The 18,570-nt window shown below is 68.2% G+C and carries 14 protein-coding genes; 4 read left to right on the forward strand and 10 right to left on the reverse strand.

The window, feature by feature from the left end:
• Window positions 1–45: 45 nt before the first annotated feature.
• From NL1_RS03345 to NL1_RS03375, 7 genes are all read right to left on the reverse strand, one after another.
• Window positions 46–1,431 carry a cytochrome P450 gene (locus NL1_RS03345; protein ID WP_067834151.1) on the reverse strand — a complete coding sequence of 462 codons (1,386 nt, stop codon included), beginning with the start codon at window positions 1,429–1,431 and terminating at the stop codon, window positions 46–48.
• Window positions 1,428–3,149: a fatty acyl-AMP ligase gene (locus NL1_RS03350; RefSeq protein WP_067834153.1), complete on the reverse strand. Its 1,722-nt coding sequence runs from the start codon at window positions 3,147–3,149 to the stop codon at window positions 1,428–1,430. Before NL1_RS03350 ends, NL1_RS03345 begins: the two co-directional genes overlap by 4 nt.
• Window positions 3,146–3,397 carry an acyl carrier protein gene (locus tag NL1_RS03355; RefSeq protein WP_067834155.1) on the reverse strand — a complete coding sequence of 84 codons (252 nt, stop codon included), beginning with the start codon at window positions 3,395–3,397 and terminating at the stop codon, window positions 3,146–3,148. Before NL1_RS03355 ends, NL1_RS03350 begins: the two co-directional genes overlap by 4 nt.
• Window positions 3,394–4,239: a hypothetical protein gene (locus NL1_RS03360; RefSeq protein WP_067834157.1), complete on the reverse strand. Its 846-nt coding sequence runs from the start codon at window positions 4,237–4,239 to the stop codon at window positions 3,394–3,396. The genes NL1_RS03355 and NL1_RS03360 overlap by 4 nt, the downstream gene beginning before the upstream one ends.
• Entirely contained in the window at window positions 4,236–10,172 is a 5,937-nt protein-coding gene (locus NL1_RS03365) for an aminotransferase class III-fold pyridoxal phosphate-dependent enzyme (RefSeq protein WP_067834159.1), read from the reverse strand. Before NL1_RS03365 ends, NL1_RS03360 begins: the two co-directional genes overlap by 4 nt.
• Before the next feature lie 31 nt (window positions 10,173–10,203).
• Window positions 10,204–10,443 carry an acyl carrier protein gene (locus NL1_RS38060; RefSeq protein ID WP_067834161.1) on the reverse strand — a complete coding sequence of 80 codons (240 nt, stop codon included), beginning with the start codon at window positions 10,441–10,443 and terminating at the stop codon, window positions 10,204–10,206.
• 1,120 nt (window positions 10,444–11,563) lie between these two features.
• Window positions 11,564–12,127, reverse strand: a complete 564-nt coding sequence (locus tag NL1_RS03375) for a hypothetical protein (RefSeq protein WP_218024345.1) — start codon at window positions 12,125–12,127, stop codon at window positions 11,564–11,566.
• Window positions 12,128–12,227: 100 nt separating this feature from the next.
• Between NL1_RS03375 and NL1_RS03380 the strand changes: the two genes are divergently transcribed.
• Entirely contained in the window at window positions 12,228–13,070 is an 843-nt protein-coding gene (locus tag NL1_RS03380) for a helix-turn-helix transcriptional regulator (RefSeq protein ID WP_067834163.1), read from the forward strand.
• A 102-nt stretch (window positions 13,071–13,172) separates the two neighbouring features.
• Here the strand turns inward: NL1_RS03380 and NL1_RS03385 are convergent, their stop codons facing one another.
• Window positions 13,173–14,321, reverse strand: coding sequence for an NAD(P)/FAD-dependent oxidoreductase (locus NL1_RS03385; protein ID WP_067834192.1), 1,149 nt, complete (start codon window positions 14,319–14,321; stop codon window positions 13,173–13,175).
• Window positions 14,322–14,818: 497 nt separating this feature from the next.
• On the opposite strand from NL1_RS03385, the gene NL1_RS03390 reads away from it, so the two are divergent.
• Both NL1_RS03390 and NL1_RS03395 read left to right on the forward strand, forming a co-directional pair.
• Entirely contained in the window at window positions 14,819–15,685 is an 867-nt protein-coding gene (locus tag NL1_RS03390) for an alpha/beta fold hydrolase (protein WP_067834164.1), read from the forward strand.
• 14 nt (window positions 15,686–15,699) lie between these two features.
• Complete coding sequence (locus NL1_RS03395; protein ID WP_156094636.1) at window positions 15,700–16,362, forward strand: TMEM165/GDT1 family protein; 663 nt, start codon at window positions 15,700–15,702, stop codon at window positions 16,360–16,362.
• 25 nt (window positions 16,363–16,387) lie between these two features.
• Here NL1_RS03395 and NL1_RS03400 read toward each other — a convergent pair whose 3' ends face one another.
• Window positions 16,388–17,047: an HAD family acid phosphatase gene (locus NL1_RS03400; RefSeq protein ID WP_067834166.1), complete on the reverse strand. Its 660-nt coding sequence runs from the start codon at window positions 17,045–17,047 to the stop codon at window positions 16,388–16,390.
• Window positions 17,048–17,308: 261 nt separating this feature from the next.
• Between NL1_RS03400 and NL1_RS03405 the strand changes: the two genes are divergently transcribed.
• Window positions 17,309–18,040 (forward strand): DinB family protein, encoded by a 732-nt coding sequence (locus tag NL1_RS03405; protein WP_218024346.1) that lies wholly within the window; start codon window positions 17,309–17,311, stop codon window positions 18,038–18,040.
• A gap of 173 nt (window positions 18,041–18,213) precedes the next feature.
• Here NL1_RS03405 and NL1_RS03410 read toward each other — a convergent pair.
• Window positions 18,214–18,570: tetratricopeptide repeat protein (locus tag NL1_RS03410; RefSeq protein WP_156094637.1), on the reverse strand; the 357-nt coding region annotated here is incomplete at its 5' end.

Here is an 18,570-nt window from a genome sequence, read left to right on the forward strand (position 1 = left end):
GTATCGAAAGAGGATGGGGGCGTGCGGCGTTCGAGCGGCCGGCGCTCATCGGGCCGACTCCGCCATGCTGTCGGCGGCCGAGACCGCGGGCTCGCGCCGCGTCAGTCGCACCAGCACCGGGTCGGGCGTGTTGGAGATCTCGGGGTTCTCTCGCACCCGCAGGCCGTTCACCAGTTCGATGTCGTATCGCGACAACAGCATCGCCAGGCCGACGCGCAGTTCGGTCAGCGCCATGTGCTGGCCGACGCACAGGTGCGCGCCCCAGCCGAACGGGAAGTAGCTGAACGAGGAACGAGCCCGGTTGCGCTCCTTGGTGAATCGGTCCGGATCGAACGTCAACGGGGAGTCCCAGAAGTCCGGGAAGCGGTGGTTGACGAACGGGCTGATCACCACGATCGCGCCCGGTTCCAGGTCGAAGCTGTCGAAACTGTCGGCCTCGAGCGCGGTGCGGCTGAATGCCCATGCCGGTGGGTGCAGCCGCATCGACTCGTCGATGGCCCGGCCGGTCAGCTCCAGCGCGGGCAACGCGCCCGCCACGTCGCCGGTACCGAGCGCCGCATCGATCTCGGTCCGAACTCGTTCCAGCACAGCAGGATTGCGGCACAGCTCGTAGACGGTCCAGGCCAGCGCGCCGCCGGTGGTCTCATGCCCGGCCAACAGGAAGGTGAGCACCTCGTGCCGCAGCTGTTCGTCGTCCATGGCGTGGCCCGCGTCGTCGCGAGCCACGAGCAGGCGGCTGAGCAGCGAATCGGGCGCACCCGCCGCGGCGGCACGGTGACCCTGGATGACGTCGTCGACGACCCGGTGCAAGCGGTTCAGCACGCCGCGGAAGCGCCGATTGGCCGGGGTCGGTACGTTCGGCGGGATCTGGATCGGTGCGGCCATGTGCTGCATCACCCAGGAGACGCCCTCGCGCACGTCGTCCTCGATCTGCGGCAGCACACCGTCGATGTCCGCGCCCATGGTCGCGCGGCACACCACATCCGCCGCGAAACCCATCACCTCGGGCACCAGATCGAAGGCCGTTCCGTCGGCGGCGCGCTTGTCCAGCCGTTCCAGCATCCGCTGCCCGCAGGCGATCATCAGCGGAATCTCGGTGTCCACGTGCCTGCGCGCGAACGCCGGTTTGATCAACGCGCGCTGGCGTTTCCACAGTTCGCCGCCGCTGGTCAGCAGGCCGGGGCCGAGCAGGTAGTTGAGGCTCTGGTAGCTGATGCCCTTGGCGTATTTCGCCGCATTCGTCACCAGTACCTGGTTGATGTGGTCCGGATCCACCAGCAGGTGCAGTTGCTGGTGCACGAGCCGCAGCCGCACACTGCCGCCGTGCGCGACGGCCTGCTCGTAGAACAGGGTCAGCGGGTCGGCGCGGTAGTCGAGGTAGGCGCCGAGCGGATGCCGCAGCGCCGGACCTGCGAGAGCGCGGCCGGTCATGCCGCACCTCCCGCGTCGACGAGTTCCGGCACGGCCGGCTCGACGAACAGGCGGCGGGCTTCCGCGCGCTGCACCTTCCCGCTGGTGGTCTTGGGGATGCTGCGCGGCGGCACCACCCGGACGTCCGCGGCGAGCACCCCGGTCCGCTTGCTCACCGCGACGCGCACCGCGCGCCGCAGCGCCTCGTGTTCGCTTGCGGCGAGCCCGGATTCGACGATGAGGTGCAGTTCCTCCGACAGACCAGCGGCGTCGGCGTACCCGACCGCCGCGACCCCGCCGAGCCGCACGCCGCCCACCTGCTCGGCGGCGATCTCGAAATCGGTGGGCAGGTAGTTCGCGCCGCGGATGATGATCAGGTCCTTCTGCCTGCCCGTGATGCGCAGCCTGCCCGCACGCAGATACCCGATATCGCCGGTGTCCCACCAGCCGTCGGTGCTCGCGGACGCGGTGACGCCGGGGAGCCGGAAGTAGCCGACGGTGGTCGACGGGCCACGGAACTGGATGCGCCCGACGGTATCCCCGCCGCACGGTGCGCCATCACCGTCGACGATGCGCACCTCGGTGCCCAGCACCGGCTCGCCGCAGTCCACGATCTGCATCGCGTCCGGGTCGTCGTCCGAAACATCCAGCACCGCACCGCTTCCGGTGAGGGCGCGACGGGAGACCGAATCGTAGGCGACCGGAGCGTGTGGCCGCGCGACGGTCACGGCCAGCGACGCTTCCGCCATGCCGTAGCAGGGCACCAGCGCGTCCGACGGAAGACCCCAGGCGCCGAAACGATCCACGAAGCGCTGCACAGTGGGCGGGTGGATCGGCTCCGCCCCGCAGAACAGGAACCGCCAGCTCGACAGATCCACCCCGGCCAATTCCTCGTCGGTCACCCGAGCCGCCGCATAGCCGTAGGCGAAATTCGGTGCGGCGGTGAATGTTCCGTGATACTTGCTGACCGTGCGCAGCCAGTCGCCCGGGCTGCGCAGGAATCGGCTCGGCGGCATCAGCACGGCATCGATGCCGCGGAACATGGGGGTGAGGAACCCGCCGATCAATCCCATGTCGTGGTGCAGCGGGAGCCAGCCCACCCAGGTGTCGCCCGGTCCCATCGCCGCCGCGAGCGCGATCTGCTCGCAGTTCGCGGCCAGATTGGCGTGGGTGATCTGCACCCCCTTCGGCGTCCCGGTGGAGCCCGACGTGGCCTGAATGAAGGCCAAGTCGCCGGGCTCGGGGAGCCGTGGCGCCAGCGCGGGCGAGTCCGGGGACAGGGCCACCGCGTGCAGTACCGCACCATCGATGCCCGCCGCGTCCGCCGGGAGCTGGGACGCCGCCAGCACGGGCGCGCCCGCGACGACCGCCCGTGGCTCGAGGTAGGCGATCAGCCGGTGGAACTTCTCGTAGAACAGTTCCGCCGAGCCGAAACCACCGGGCGTCGCCACCGCCGTGGGCACCGCGCCGAGCACCAAGGCGCCGAAGAACGCGGTGACGAACTCCGGGGAGGTGGGCAGCGACAGCACCACCCGATCCCCGGCCCGCACCCCGGCATCGGCCAGCGCGGCCGCGGCCCGTCCCGCGGCGAGCGCGAGATCATCGTGCCGCCAAGTGTGTTCGTCGTCGACGCCGCGCTCCGAGACGAAAACGGTCCGCGCGCCCTCCGCTCCGCGTTCGGCGTTCGCGAGCAGTGCGTGCACGATGCTCGGATACCGCGGTTCCAGCCGTTGGGTCACGACTCGGCCCGCACGTACTCGACGATCTCGGCGACCGTATTCAACTGTGCCGCAGCGTCTTCGGGAATATCGACGCCGAAAGCCCGTTCCAGCTGAATGGTCAGCTCGATGGCGGTCGGTGAGTCCAGCCCGTAGTCGATCAACTGCGCGGCGGCGTCGATGTCGTCGGCCGCCACCCACAGCACCTCGCCGACGATGGCGCGCACCCGCGCCTCGATCTCGGCGGTGGTACCGGTTTGTGCACTCATCCGAAGAGTTTTCCTTCCGTGACGCAGGTGCGAACGGACTCGTCCAGGTCGACGCCGTCGCCGGTGTCGATGCGATGGAAGCCGACGTGTGGGTAGGCGGCGGCGAGGGTGTCACGCACCCGGAGATAGCCCTCGCGCAGGGCGGTGAGGCGTTCCGCGGTTTCGTGCGCCTCCTTGACGCCGCCCGCGGAGCGTTCCGCGCAGCGAGCGGCCGCCTGCTCGGGCGGGACGTCGAGCCACAGCACGGCATCCGGCAGCGTGGTGCGGAAGCGGGCCGCGAAACCCGCTACCGAGGCGGTGATCTCACGGCCGACCAGGTCGGCGATCTCCGAGAGCAGCAGCCAGATATCGGGTGCGCTACCGAGTCGGCTGGACTCCGAGCGCTGCCAGGCCAGGATGTCGTCGAAGGTGCCGGGGCGATGCCGTTCCAGGACCGCGGCGATCTCGGCTTCGCGGTCGTGGCCGTCCCATTCGGGGCGTGCGAGCGCCACGTAGAGCGGGCCGTAGACCAGCAGTTCGATCAGCGGATGCCGCTCGAAGACGAGGACGTCCGGGGCCCAGGTGTCCAGGAAGTGCCGCTCCACCGGACCGAACAGCGTCATCTGCAGGTACATGGCGGTGGCCTTCATCTCCAGGCTGGAGATCTCGTCGCATCCGACGCTGAAGGCCTTGAGCTGCTTGGACAAATCGGTGAGCGGAACGTCGCGGGTGTTGTGGAAGTCCGGGCAGGTCATCGACGCGAACGCGGCGTGATCGCCGGCCGGGGCCAGCTCGCGAAGCCGCGCCATGACCGACGACTTGCCCGCGCCGTCGATGCCGACGATGGCGACGCGGCGGGTCACCGGTCGTCCTCCCGCAGCTGGGCCAGCACGGCCTTGGTGATCTCGGCGGGCGCGGCGGTGCCGTCCAAGCGGACCCACGCCAGCTCCTCCGCCAGCTCTTCGAGCGCCTCGTGGCTGCGCTGCTGGAAGTCGAGGAACACACTCTCGTCCCCGTAGCCGCTCTCGTAGTCGCTGCGCAACTGCTTGCGCCCCAACGCATCCTGCGGGCTGACCGTCAGATAGAAGGTGCGGTCCGGCTCCGGGAACCCGGCGGTGAGCTGACGCAACACCGCGGGATCACCGCCGTGCGCGACCTCGGTGGCGTAGTACTTGTACCAGTACGCGTTCGCGAGGACGATGTCGACGCCGCGTGCGGCGGCCAGGTCGAACGACAACTGCATGGCGTGGAACAGGAAGTGCGCGCGGCTCAACGGCGTGAGCAGCTTCAGGTAGCCGTAGATCTCGGAGGGGCTGCTCCACGGCAGCTTCGAGGAGACCTTCGGATCCAGGAAGGCGTCCCAGATCGTGACCGCGGCGACGCTCTGGCCCTGGGCCTCGAACTCCGCGGCGATGCGTGCCACCTGCGTGGTCTTGCCCGAGCCGTCGCCCCCCGCGATGCAGATCAGGCGTTTGCGTGCGGTCAGTGGTTCATCCCTTCTCGGCGCCGGGCGCGAAGGCGCCGGGCGGGTTGGTTCTGCGGGGGGTGCGACGACATCGGCGGGAACGTCGGATGTGGTCGCTGTCGCAGGCGTGGATTCGCCTGTGTTGTCCGCCTTTTCGGTCCTGTCGGGCTCGGAGTCCAGCACCTCGGCCATGGTCGCCGCTGAACCAGCGTCCGGCGTCGGCGTGTCGAGCACGCTGATCACTCCCGCGCTGCCGTCGACCCGGATGCGCTGGCCCGAGCGCACCGCACTGGTCGCGCCCGCGACATTCAGCACGGCGGGAATCCCGTATTCGCGCCCGATGACGGCGGCGTGCGAGAGCATTCCGCCCACCTCCGTGACCACGGCGGCCACCAAGCCGAGTGCCGGAGTCCACCCCGGGTCGGTGAAACGGGTGACCAGGATGTCGCCCTCGCGGAGCTGATCGATATCGGCCAGCGAGGTGATCACCCGCGCGGTGCCCTCGGCGATGCCGGGGCTGCAGCCCAGCCCGGTGAGATCGCCGTCGCCGATGGCGCGCACCGCCCCGACGGTGACTCCGCCGCCGAGTTCGTGCGGCGGTGTCAGATCCCGGTAGCCGGCGTACAGCGCACGGCGATAGGCGATTCGGGGCGCCAGCTCGGTGATCTCGACGCGACCCGCGACCAGATCGCTCAGCTCGTGGATGTCCAGCTGGAACGCGTCGTCGGCATACTCGAGCGTGCCCGCCGCGGCCAGCCGGGCGCCTGCCTCCACCACGTAGGCCCGCACGATCGCGTAGCACTGCGAGGAGAATTCCCGCATCCGTTCGCGCGCGACGAGGTAGCGCCGCATCCGCTCGACATGCTTGTCCACGGCCTTCGCGTACTTCACCCGGGTCATCGCCTTGCCGCGCACCCGGCCGCGCAGCGCGGCCAGCTCGGTCTCGTAGCGCTTGCGCTGCTCCACCAGGGTGACGTCCGGATCCGCAGGCGCCGTGCCGTGTTCGAGCATCACCGCGATCATCGAGCGTACCCGCTCGGGAGCCTCGGACCAGCGCGGGCAGGTCAGATCGAGCTCGGCGTCGGCATGGAAGCCCTGCTCGCGGACGAACTCTGCCAGCGCCGCATCCCATTCGGCGCCGTCCAGCCCGTGTTCGCTTGCCACCCGGTGCAATTCGACGATGCCGCGCTGCAACTGCATGTGGCTGATATCGGCGAGACCGCCCATCAGGTCGATGGCCGAGGTCGATCCCTCCGTCGCCGCGTCGACCTTGTCCAGCAGCTGCTTGAAGTCGGTTTGCACGCTGGAGTTGTTGTAGATGGTGGTGAAGTAGGTGCGTTCGGTGGTCGCGTGGAAGGTGAGCAGGCAGTCGGTCAGGTCGGCGGCGAAGGTGGCGTCGTCGGTCTGCGACAGGACACCGGCTCGTTCGCGCCAGAGCGCGTGCTTCGCGGGCCATTCCGCCGCGAAGGCGTCCACCGCGGCCAGCTGGTCGCGATAGCTCTGCTGGACGGCCAGCGCCGCGGGCAGCGCCTTGGCGATGGTCTTGGCGGAGGTCGGGGTGCGGTGCGGCCCTTCCGGTCCGTAGTCGTTGAGCACGCCGAGGTCGTCGTCGAAGTGCTGCTCGTCGAAACCCGGAATCTTGAAGAAGCAGTTCTTCACCGCGCTGACATTCCAGTAGGCGCGGCCGTAGTACATCGCCATCCAGTCCGCTTCCGGCCCGGGATCGGCGAGCTTCAACCGTTCGAAGAACCGCTGCATCGAATGCTGAAAAGCGTTGTCGTACAGCGAGAACATCATCGGCGTGCAGACGCGCGCCGAGACGCCGCCGTCGCGCAGGTCCGCATCGGAGAACTGGTCGATGTCGGTCCGCCAGGTGATCGCGGTGATCGCGCGCGCCTGCAGCAGCCACAGCTTGCCAGCGGCGTCGATGGCCCATTCGATGTCCTGCGGGCGGTGCCGGTACGCCTGCACGGCCAGCATCAGGGCGGCCAGCTCGGCGGTGGTGGCAGGCTCCAGCTCGACATCCTCACCGCCCGCGTCCCGCTCGACGACCGCGCCGTCGACGAGGCGCAGCGTGTACCGCGTGGGTGTCAACTGGCCCGAGACCAGTCGTTCACCGAGACCCACGCAGCATTCGACGACGGCGTGCTCCTCGATGCCGGTGAGCGCGTCGATGCTGAAACCCACACCGGCATACCGGGCGTCGACCATCCGCTGCACCAGCACCGCCACCGAGGCCTTCGCCTCGGTGTAGCCGTGCTTGGCCAGGTAGGTACGGACCCGGTCGTTGTGCACCGAGTCACGGCACTGCCCGATGTACTCGCGCAGCGCCGAGACCTCGGTGATGTCGAGGTAGGACTCGTACTGTCCGGCGAAGCTGGCGTCGTCGAGATCCTCCAGGACACCGCTGGAGCGAGCGGCGACCGGGAATCCGCCCAGCGCCTGCACCCAGCGGGCGAGGTCGTCGTCGCCGATCGCGTCGAGCTCGAGGTCCGCGGGCACCACGAACCCGGGCGGCACCTCGAAGCCCGCGACGATCAGTTCGTGCAGGGTGCCGGCCTTGCCGCCGGCTTGTTCGGGAGCGAAATCCGCCGCACCGAGGAACATCGGCGCGGGTGTCGGGCTGTCGGACACGGTGAGGGCTCCTGTCGGAAGCAGAACCGGGCGCACCTCGTGACGAGCCGCCAGTTCGCGAGCGGCGTGCACGCCCGCGACGGTGAGTCCGCCGTACGAGGGACTCGCGGTGCCGGGCTCGAAGCCGAGCAGCAGGGTCTCGGCCATGCAGGCGTAGACCACGCCGGGGGGCAATCCGGTTTCGGGGAAGGGGGGTGTCTGGCCGAGCGGCAACGCCATGCGTCCACCGGAGACCAGGGTGACATTCGGGCGTTCGGCGACGGTGGGATCCACATCGCCGGGGACCGCGAGATCGCACACCAGCACCGGATGGTCGGCGGCCAGCAGGTCCGCGGTGACCAGCGGGACCGCGGAATTGGTCGCGGTGAGCACGATGCGGCAATCCCGCAGCGCGGCCATGTCCTCGCTGACCTCCACGGCCTGCGCGATCGGGACGAGCCGTTCCGCGACCCGGTGCAGGCGGCTCGCCGAGCCCGGCCGTCCCACCAACGTGATCGCATCGGCGTGCGGCGCGACCAGTTCCGCCATGACCGCGCCGATATTGCCGACCGCGCCGAGGATGCCGACGCGCCGTTGCCCGGGCGCGAGCCGGGCCAGCTCATCGACCACCACGTCGTAGGCGCAGGCGGCGGTGAGCGAGTTCCCGGAGGTCACCGTGACCGCGTCCTCCACCACATCGCGGGAGGCGTTGGTGACGATGGAGGTGTAACCGCCGAGCCCGATGACGCTGGCGCCCAACGTGATCGCCTGTTCGACGGCCTCCAGCACCAGATCGCGCAGCCAGGCGCGGTGGCCGGACCGCTGGCATTCGATGATCTGTTCGGCGGAGATCGGCACCGCGATCAGACAAACCTCGACCGTGGCGCCGGTGGGGGAGGTGACCAGTTGCCTGGTCAGCTCGAAGGGTTCGGCCACTCCGCGCATCCGCTCGAACAGCGCGGCGAACTGCGCGTCCGACCATTCGGCCAGTTCCGGTGCGAACCGGCGCAGATCGGCCGACTCCGGCAGATTCGCGAGGAAGACCACGCGGTTCGGGGCGTCGTACTCCCGCGCTACCGCGGCGGTACGCCGCTCGGGCAGCGGTTTGCGTTCCGGCACCGGCCATTTCGTGGTGACCGGAACGGCTAGGTGAGCGAGCAGCGTGGCAAGGTCGCCGCGGTCCAGCAGATCGGCCAGCTCGTCCAATGCGGCTTCGAGACGGGCCAGATCGGACTCGGCGATGAATGCGGACGGTTGCAGCCGCAGCGTGGTGGGCGCGGACAGCGTGGGCAGCATCCGGATCCCGTGGGTGTGCAGCAGGTAGCCCGCGACCACGTAGCCGAACATGTCCGGTTCGCAGATCTCGCGCAGCAGTGCCGATTCCGGGGTGGGCGGGATCAGTTCGATGCCCTGCAACAGTCCGCGTCCGCGCACGCCCGCCAGCACCCGCGGGCTGCGTCGCACGACCGCTTCCAAGCGGGCCCGCAGCCGTGCGCCGGTGTCGCTGATACGAATCTGGTTGTCGCGCAGCAGGTCCAGCGCGGCCTCCGCGACCGAGCAGGAGAGCTCGTCGTCGGCGAAGGTCGAGGTGTGATACCGGCCGAAGTCCGACACCGCTCCGGCGCGGTCCACCAGTAGCGCCGAGATCTTCACCAGGCCGCCGCCGAGCGATTTGGACAGCAGGTAGTAGTCCGCGGCGACCCCCGACGGCGTGGAAGCCAGGAAGGTGCCGGTGCGGCCCATGCCGGACTGGATCTCGTCGAAAACCAGTGCGGCGTCGTGGCGGTCCGCGAGTTCGCGCAGGGCGCGCAGTGTCTCGGCTGGGACCTCGCGGACCCCGCCCTCGCCCTGAATCGGTTCGGCGAAGATCGCCGCGATCGGGGAGACGGATGTCCGGGACAACACCGGCCGTCCGGCGGCGTCCACGCTGATCCTGCCCACCGGCCGCAGTTCCTGCGCGAACGCCTCGACCACGTCGCCGGGCGTCCAGGTGTCGAGTTTGTGCCGCTCGGGACCGGGAACCACCAGGTCCGCGGGCGTATCGGCCTGCTCGGTGAGCGCGAACGCGCCCGCCGTCTTGCCGTGGAAGGCGTTCGCCAGCGAAACGAAGACGGGTCCGCGCCGCTCGACCTCCTCGACGACACGGAGTGAGTCTTCGAGAATCGCTGCCGCCGAACGGACTTCACCGTCTTCTCGGCCGGATCCCGGGCTCGGGGCCGGTCGTACCGTGTGCAGTCCGTCGCGGTGGAGCAGGCGCAGCGTGCGTCGCAGTTCGGTGCGCAACTCGGCGAGCCTGCGGGCGTGCGCGACGGTCGCGTGCCGGACGGCGGCCTCGACCGCGTCGGCGCCGGTGGATCCGAACGTCACCACGTACTCGCGCCCGGTGCTCGCCCCGACCATGTCCGAAAGCCGATGTGCTAGACGGGAAGCGCCCGGCCGGACGCTGCCCTGCGAGACGAACGGCGTCTGCTGGTTCAACCGCGCCGTGGCCACCCGGACCAGCGCCGGATGATTGTGTCCGAACAGCGCCGCGCCGAAGCCGCCGACCATGTCGAGCACGCGCGTACCGTCCGCGCGGATCAGGTGGTCGCCTTCGGCGCCTGCGTACACCACATCCAGGTGGCAGGCGCGCAGGAGCCGCGCCAGTCCGGGCCGGTTGTGCCGTGCGAAGTCGTCGAACAACTGCGTCGCCTCGACATCCGGACCGGCCGGCGTCATATCGTGGTCTTGTGCTCTCGGGGCCATGGGTTTACGCCGCCCCGACCCCGGAGTGGCTCGTTTTGCTCGTCACGCACTCGACCACGTCGCGCGCGGTGTGCAGCACCGAGGCCTCCTCGTCGGAGATCTCCACACCGAAGGCGCGCTCCAGTTCGATGATGATCTCGGCCGAGCGGACCGAGTCCAAGCCATAATCCAGCAACGGCGTATCGAGATCGATATCGTCCACCTGTAAACCGTGGCGAAACAGCTCTTGCACGCGCTCGGACACCGTATCCGGGACAGTCATTCGAGACCTCCCGCTACGCTCGGGCCTTGCGTGCCGCCGTACGCAGTAACATCCGCCGGAGTCTTTGACGACACCGCCCAGAGCTTGACTTTGACCTGTTCGGAGCAGGTTTCGGCGATAGCCGAGACCGTGATCACATGCCCTCCGATATCGACAACCAAAACTGTAACGCCTCATATCTCGTCACTCGGCACGACTGTCACTGTTCACAGTTGTGCGTTCGACCAATCTCTACACCGCTGGTGTGCGGGCTGCAATGCGAAAAGCGCTGTCTTACAGCGTGTATCGATAGTTGGCAATCACGTGGCTAATCATCACCGATGCGGTGGTCGGCATGTGAGATCACCCTCGGGAAACGGGCGTGACGACCCGGTGTCTCGGACAATGATGCTGCGATTTCGAGTTACGGATATTTCTCGAAATCGGCTGCCGCGTACCTGCCGGTAGGTGGCAATCAGAAAATTCGCTGTTCACGATTGGTTCACCGAATGGATGGATGGTGATTCAAACCAACCTATCGGTATTTTTTGATTGAATTGGGCTATACCATATCTCGATGATGAATCCCAGTGCACCAAAGAAATTTTTCACCTCGTTTAGGTAACGGAGGCGCTATCGTGAAGCGCGGCAAACCTTTTCGAGTTGGCGCAAATGTGACGGCTCTCATTGCCAGCGAGCACCGAAATCGACTATGTGGGCCATCACACCATTGCACGAGCGGCCGATTCTATGCCCCGCGGGGGGAATCCGGCCGGTGCTCGAATCACTCGCCGCGCTCCACTTGCCGTCGCGCCGAGACTTTGGTTCAGTTGGGGCACTGGTCATTTGGTACTCGTGCCGGGGGTGCGGCGGAGTGGAGTCGGTGGGCATGGTGATAGCCGCGTTGGCCGCGGGGCGTGAGCTCGACCGATGCCGCGGTGGGCCCATGGGTACGAGCAGAGCGAGACCGCGGGGAACGAGTCACGGGGGAGGTGTGGGCGCGGAAAGCGGCCGACGCCGGCCAACGGTCCGCCATGATCGTTCTGGCCGACCTGTTGAGTGCTCCCGGCGAGACCGCGGAGGCGGCGGAGCGGTTGCGCCGGGCGGGCGCGGATCCCCCGGACTAACGACCAGGCCGCACCCACCGGCGTATCGCGTCGATGGTGGTTTCCGGTGAGGTGTTGAAGCAGAACCTGACGCCGGGGGATATCTCGTTGACGGCGTTGACGATCCGTTCGAACAGCAGCGTGTGCTCGAGCCCGGCACGGATCCCGGCGCCGATCATCACGACGCCGAACGGCCCGGCGGTGGCGCACCCCCGCAGAACGGACTCGGCGGCCTCGGGTTCCGCGGGGACGAGGCAGGACACGAGCTCGAATCCAGCGTCGCGCAGCGCCTGCTCGCCCGCCGCGATCCTCGCTGTCAGTGTGGCCTCGTCGAGTCCGGGGATCCGGCTGTAGTCGAGAGCGCCGGGATGTAGTCCGATCGATAGCACGGTGCTCGATGCGCCGAGATCGTTCACTTTCTCGGTTCCTTTCGGTGTCGATGTCCCGGCGACGACGATCCCGGCCAGCACCGCCAGCAGGGCCGCGAGAGCTCCGATCAGCCTCCACTTCCGACTCGTTCGCGCGCTGGTCGCCGCCTCGGCTCGGTCGGGTGCCGCCGGGGCGGTTGTCGTCGATGCCATACCCGCAGCGTCGCGGACTCTGCGTCCGGTCACCAGGACCGCTCGGGCATGGGACCGGCGATACCACCCCGGCCGTCGGATCGCGCGGCACGATAGGAGCATGGACAGAGCCGAACTGGCCGCCGTGCTCCGCACCGCGCGCGCCCGGGTCGAACCGGCCGACGTCGGCCTCCCCGTCGGATCGCGCAGGCAGGTGCCAGGGCTGCGGCGGGAAGAGGTCGCTCAGCTGGCGGGTGTCAGCGTCGATTACGTGGTCCGGCTCGAGCAGGGCCGCGGGCCGAAACCGTCCACACAGGTACTGAATGCGTTGACCCGCGCGCTGCGACTCGGCGACGACGACCGCAACCTGGTGTTCCGGCTGGCCGGGGCGGAACCGCCGCGTGCCGGGCGCGTCCCGATGCTGGTGCGCCCCAGTGTGCTTCGGATCCTCGATCGCATGTCCGATCTGCCTGCGCTGGTGCTGTCGGCCAAATCCGATGTGCTGGCGTGGAATCCGCTCGCCGAGACGCTCCTGGGCGACTTCTCTGCGCGGGGCTCGGCGCGGCACAATCTCCTCCGCGAACGCTTCCTCGGCGAACGCCTCGGTCGCGTGCGACTGTCCGAGGAAGACGAGGACAGGACGGCCGCTCACTGTGTCGGCTGCTTGCGTACGGCGCAGGCCCGCTACCCCGGCGATACCGACCTCGCCCACCTCATCGCCGAACTGCGGTCCGGCAGCGCACGATTCGACGACCTGTGGCGCGCCGGATATTCCAGCACGGTCAGCGCAACCACCCTGACCATCGAGCACCCCGTGTTCGGCTCGCTCACGCTCGACTGCGACATCCTTCAGGTGCCGGACGCCGACCAAACCGTCGTGGTCTACTCGGCCGCACCCGGTACACCGGAGGCCACCACTCTGGACCTGCTCCGTGTCACCGGCGCGGAACAATTCGCCCGGTGACACCGGTGTAGCGCGCCGCGATCTCAGTCGCCGGTGTCGGACGGATCCGGTACAGCCGGGGTCCTCGGCGAATCCTTTCTCGCCCCGCGCTGAGTAGCGACCCTACGAGTTCTGGCGGGCAGGGCCCGGGAACCAGCGATCCAGCCGGGCGGCGGCCGAGTCGGCCTTCTCGCGCGCGAGCTCCACCGAGGGCGCGGAGAACGGCGCGAGCGGCGCGGGGCCCGACAGAAAGTCGGCGTCGACCTTGCCGACCAGACCGCCCCCGAACTCGATGTGGCATACGCCGCGGCCACGATACTGCTCGGCCGAGTCGGACCCGCGCACTGTTGCCGCGATGCGCTCGGCGACGGTGCGGGCGGCGTCCTCGGCGAACACGCCCGCCCGGGGGACCGGGGCATCGGCGCAGTCACCGAGTGCGTAGACGCCCGGGTACGGCGTCTCCAGGGTGTGCGGGTCGACCGCGATCCAGCCGTCCGCGCCGCCCTCGGTCAGCCCGGACGCTTCGACGACGGCGGGCACTCGGTGCTTCGGTATCCCGATGAACAGGTCGTAGGGGAGGTCGCCCGCGCGGGTGATCGCCACGTGGCGGCTCGGATCGAGAGCCCTGACCTGGCGACTTGGCGAGTACTCGATGCCGCGCAGGCTCATCGCCTCCACGAGTGCCGCGGAGGTGTCCGCCGAGACCGGGATCGGCGAGTCCATCGGGCTGATCATGTGAATGCGCGCGTCTACACCGCGTCCGGCCAGCTTCTCGTGCAGGAGCATCGCACCCTCGTAGGGCGCGGGAGGGCACTTGAACGGAACGCTGAGGATCGCGAGGAGCACGGTGCCGCCCTCGAAGCTGTCGAGCCGGTCGCGCAACCGGCACGCGCCGTCGATCGAGTAGTACTCGTATCCGTCTTCGGCGAATCCCGGGGTCGCGGCGGGGTCGTACTCGGCCCCGAGCGCCACGACGAGAATGTCCGGTTCGTATTCGGACGAATCGGTGACGACGCGGCGGGTCCGCGGATCGATCGCGGTGACTTCCTCGCGGCGGAACTCGACTCCGGGATGAGCGAGCCTGGCGTAGGGAACGCGGACGCGCTCCGGCGGGACATCCCGGAAGAGGATCTCCAGCTTGGCGAAGCCGAAGGTGAAGGAGTCGTTCCGGTCGATCAGCACGACCCGGACCTCGTCGGCCAGCGAACGCGACAGGCGGCTGGCCAACTCCAACCCCCCGAACCCGGCACCGAGAATGAGCACGGTTCGCATGGGGTCATTCTTCACCAGTTTGCCTGGCGTTCGCTAGTGAATCGAGCTTTGCGTTCGGGCTGGTCGAGGTCTCCTCGCGGCCCTAACTCGATGTCCAAGCTTGGCTGCGGTTCATTCCCTTGGGCCCGCACGGTCGGGAGGTATGCGGGGCGGGGTAGCCGCGTCGATGCCTGCTGCGACGCGATTGGGTTCACCGGGTGCGTCGAGTGCCTTCCATATCGACCTGTCGAGATCGCGGCGTTGTAGCTTTCGGGTCGAGAGTGCTGTCGCCGAGTTCGCGCGGGGCTGGGGATATGCCCCCAATGTCGTTGCGCGCCTGGGTCAACGGCCATTCTGCCGAGATGGGGCAGGGCGGGGGAGCGGCTGCTGTGGACGCCGGAACGACCTCCTCCTCACCCTGAAAAGTATGCAGCACAAGGCTGTTGGCGCCTGTTCTGTGGCAGGGTGAGCTACCTGCGGTCGCAGCGGCCGTGCACGAGAAAGAAGGGAATGCTCCGATGAAATCCGCGACCCTGCCCGTGCCCGGGGCGACCCTGTACTACGAGGTGCGCGGGAGCGGCCCGTTGCTGCTGCTGGTTCCCGGTGGCGGCGGGGACGCGGGCGTCTTCGACGAGATGACCGAAATACTCGAGCAGCGGTTCACTGTGGTAGCGCTCGATCCGCGAGGCTACTCCCGCAGCAGCCTCGACGGCGGACCCGAAGACCAGCATGTCTCGGTGCAGAGCGAAGACGCGTATCGGCTGCTCACTCATCTGACCGACGAGCTGGCCTTCGTGTTCGGCACGAGCGCGGGCGCCATCGTCTGCCTCGATCTGCTGGCCCGTCACCCCGAGCGGGTCCGCACACTGGTCGCCCACGAACCACCTTGTCTCGCAGTGCTTTCGGACGCCGACGAGCATCGCGCCATGATCGAGGACATCTACACCTTGCTACACACCGAGGGTGTCGCCGCCGCCGCGATGCGCTTCCTGGCCGCGATGGGCGGAGAGCTGAAACCGCCGCCGGACATGACGGACCTCCCCCCGCGCACCGCCGAGCTGCGTGCCCGTTTGGCGGCCAATGCACCCCTCATGTTCGAGCACGAACTGCGCAACCTCACCTCCTACCTGCCGGACTACCCGGCACTGGCTAGGGTGGCGGATCGGCTGGTGCCCGCGGTGGGTCGCGACAGCCGTGGCGCGCTGCCGTACCGCCCGGCCGTGGAGATCGCCGCCCGGCTCGGTCGCAAGGTCGTCGAATTTCCGGGTGCGCACAACGGAATACGCACGGACGCCGAGGAATTCGCTGTCCAGCTGATCGAAGTCCTGACAACGGCCGATGCCGGCGGCGAGGTCACCGACGGCGGGCACGGGAGCCTGGGCTGACGACTGTGCTTCGAATGGTCTTTCTCGTTCCCTTGCTGTGCTGGTTGTTCGCGGCGCGCACGCCGCGCAGCCGGATCCGGGTGGGCGCGGTCCTGGCGGTGATCGCCGCGGCGGAGTACGCGGTCGTTTTCGGGTGGGTGCTGCCCGCCGGGACGATCACCGCGATGGTGGTGTTGGTGGTGCTGAACACGGCGGTCGCGGTGTGGGGACTGGTGTCCGATCGGTCGGATGATGCCGATTTCTCGATGCTGAACCGTGCCGGGCGGGCTCTGGTGGTCGGGTATTGCGTTGTCAGCCTGCTCGGCACCGCCGCCTTGGTCGGGGTCATGAAGGGGCAGCGGGCCTCGGTGCCGCCCAGTGAGGCGCTGCTCCCGCTGCCCGATGGACTCGTCGTGCTGGCGAACGGGGACCGAGGGTGCGGCGGGAACTCCTCGACCATTTGCCTGCGCGCCTTCGAGATCGGGACCGCGGGCGCGGTGCCCGCCGAGGAGGTCAGCGACCACGTGCGCCGTCATCTCGAGACCGCACACGCGTGGTCGCTGTACCGCAGCCGCGCAGGCGACTGGTCGGGCTGCCGGGACGAGGGCTGGATCTTCGATCGAAACAGCCTGTGCGTGAGCGTCTTCGACCGACCCGGCCGGACTCTCGTGTGGTTCGAGAGCGCCGCCGACAACTGAACGCGCCGACGCGAAACCGTTCCGCTCAGGAAAGCTTGCCGTCGTAGTCGGGTAGTTTGAAGGTCTTCTCGGCGTGCCCGCCCGCGAGATCCGAAGGGCTGTTACCGATATTGGCGACGATGGTGTAGCCGTCGCCTTCGATGTCGATACGGGCGTTGGTCTTGTACTCCTGGAGCCCGGTCGATCCCGCGGACAGGGTGGTGAGCGGGCTGCCGTAGAGCCCGTCCACCGGATATCCGACAGCGGTCAGGTTGGTCTGGGTGTAGACGTTCATGAGCGCGGGCCGTCCGGTGACGAAAATGATTGCCGCGCCTTGTGTTTCGGCCCATTTCACCAGCTGCAGGATCGGGGCCATGGCGGGCGTGATGGGGCCCGGATTGTATTGGGTTTCCAGCGAGGTGTTGTCGATGTCGAGGACGATGGCGGGGCGCGTTGCGCCGGGCAGTCGCCCGGCCAGATAGTCCCTGGCCTGCGCGGCGACCGTCTGCACCTCCGTGATCCACTGCGAGTACGGTGGCAGGCCGCCGCCACCGGAGAGCGATGACGAGCCCGTGCCACCGGACAGCGACGACGAGCCCGTGCCACCGGACAACGAGGACGAGCCGGTGCCGGCCTGCGCGGCGGACATCGGGGCGGCGGCCGTGATGGTGAGGCCGAGGGTGATAGCTGCAACAGAGCGTCTCATGAGCACAGAACGTATCGCGCTCGAAAGAGACGCGCAGGCGTTTCACATTGTCCCGCCAGGGAAATTCCGCTCAGTGGGACTGTCGCGTCGAAAGCTGCGGGTTCGCTGTGGGCGGGGTGTGGATCTCGCGGTGGGGACCGCGTTCTCGTTCGGCGGAATAGGTCACGACATCGGGCGGTCCGCCGACCTCGACGGTGTGACTGGATTCGATTACGTTGCCGACGAAGCGGATTCGAACGCTACTGCCGAAAGGGGGCCGCAGTGGACCAGGTTTCGGAAGCACTGCGTGAAATGGCCGGTCGATTCGCGGAGTTGGCGAGCAAAGCTTCGACGCCCGAGCGCGAAGTGACCGGCACACCGGGCTGGTCGATCGTCGATGTCCTCGGCCACGTGTCCTGCGTGCCGTCGCGCTATCGGGAACTGGCACTCGGCCGTGGCGCAAATCCGCACGTTGCCGACGCGCGACCCAGCCGAACTGGCCCAGAAACTGGTGACGAACTAATCGCCACCGTCACCGAATTCGGCGACGAGCCGCGCACGATGATGTTCGACGGCGGTCAGCGCATCCGCGCGGGCCGAGCGCGCGGCACGCTGCTCGGTGAGTTCGTTGTCCACGGCTACGACATCGCGCGGACGCTGGGACAGCCGTGGCCGATCACGGCCGCGCACGTGCCGATGATCATGGACGGTTTGACCCAGGTGATTCCTGGGTGGGTGAATGCCATGCGGAGTGGCGGACACACGGCTACTTACGAATACCGGTTGCGTGGCTTCAAGCGGTACGTCTTCCGGTTCGACAGCGGAACGCTCACGGTGGACCCGGCCGAAACCGGCCCGATCGATGTCTGCCTGAGCATCGAACCGGTCACCGCGCTGTTGTTGAACTACGGCCGGATCGGGCCGGTGCGGCCTGCGTTGAGCGGGCAAGTGTTGGCCTGGGGGCGCAAACCGTGGCTGGCTCCGGGCTTTTCGCGTCGGTTTCTGCCAGCTTGATCGTGGCCGCGGCGAGGAGCATGGGTGCCTAGGCCCGCGTGAACTTCGGCCGCGGCGGTTTCACGATGCGTGCCGCGTTCCTGTTCGGCGAGGTGTGTTGCAGAGAAGCGGTCCGAGGACTCGGTCGACTGGGTCGGACGAGCGAATCGACCACCATGCCTGCGGGGTTCGGCTTACTCGTCGGTGAGTGAGTCGAGCCAAGATTCCAGCTGTTGGGTGTCCTCAGCGGCCAGCAGCTCGGACACCCTGGCGAGAAAGTGGTCCTGACCCATCTGTTCTCGTAGCCGACGCAGGGAGTGCAGGTTGTTCGACACTTCTGGCACATGCATTTGTGCGCGAAGCAGCAAGGATTGGATGTGTAGCTGGACCGCATCCGTGAGTTGGCTCCGCTCCAGCGCGAAATCCCCCAGAGCGGAATACGTAGTGGCGATTCCGGCGCGGTTGCCGAGTTGTTCGTTGATGGTGAGGGCTTGTCGGTAGCGGTGTTCGGCTTCGGGATAGTCCCCCTGCAACTGGGCGAGGATACCCAG

Source organism: Nocardia lijiangensis NBRC 108240 (assembly GCF_001613045.1).
GTDB lineage: Bacteria > Actinomycetota > Actinomycetes > Mycobacteriales > Mycobacteriaceae > Nocardia > Nocardia lijiangensis.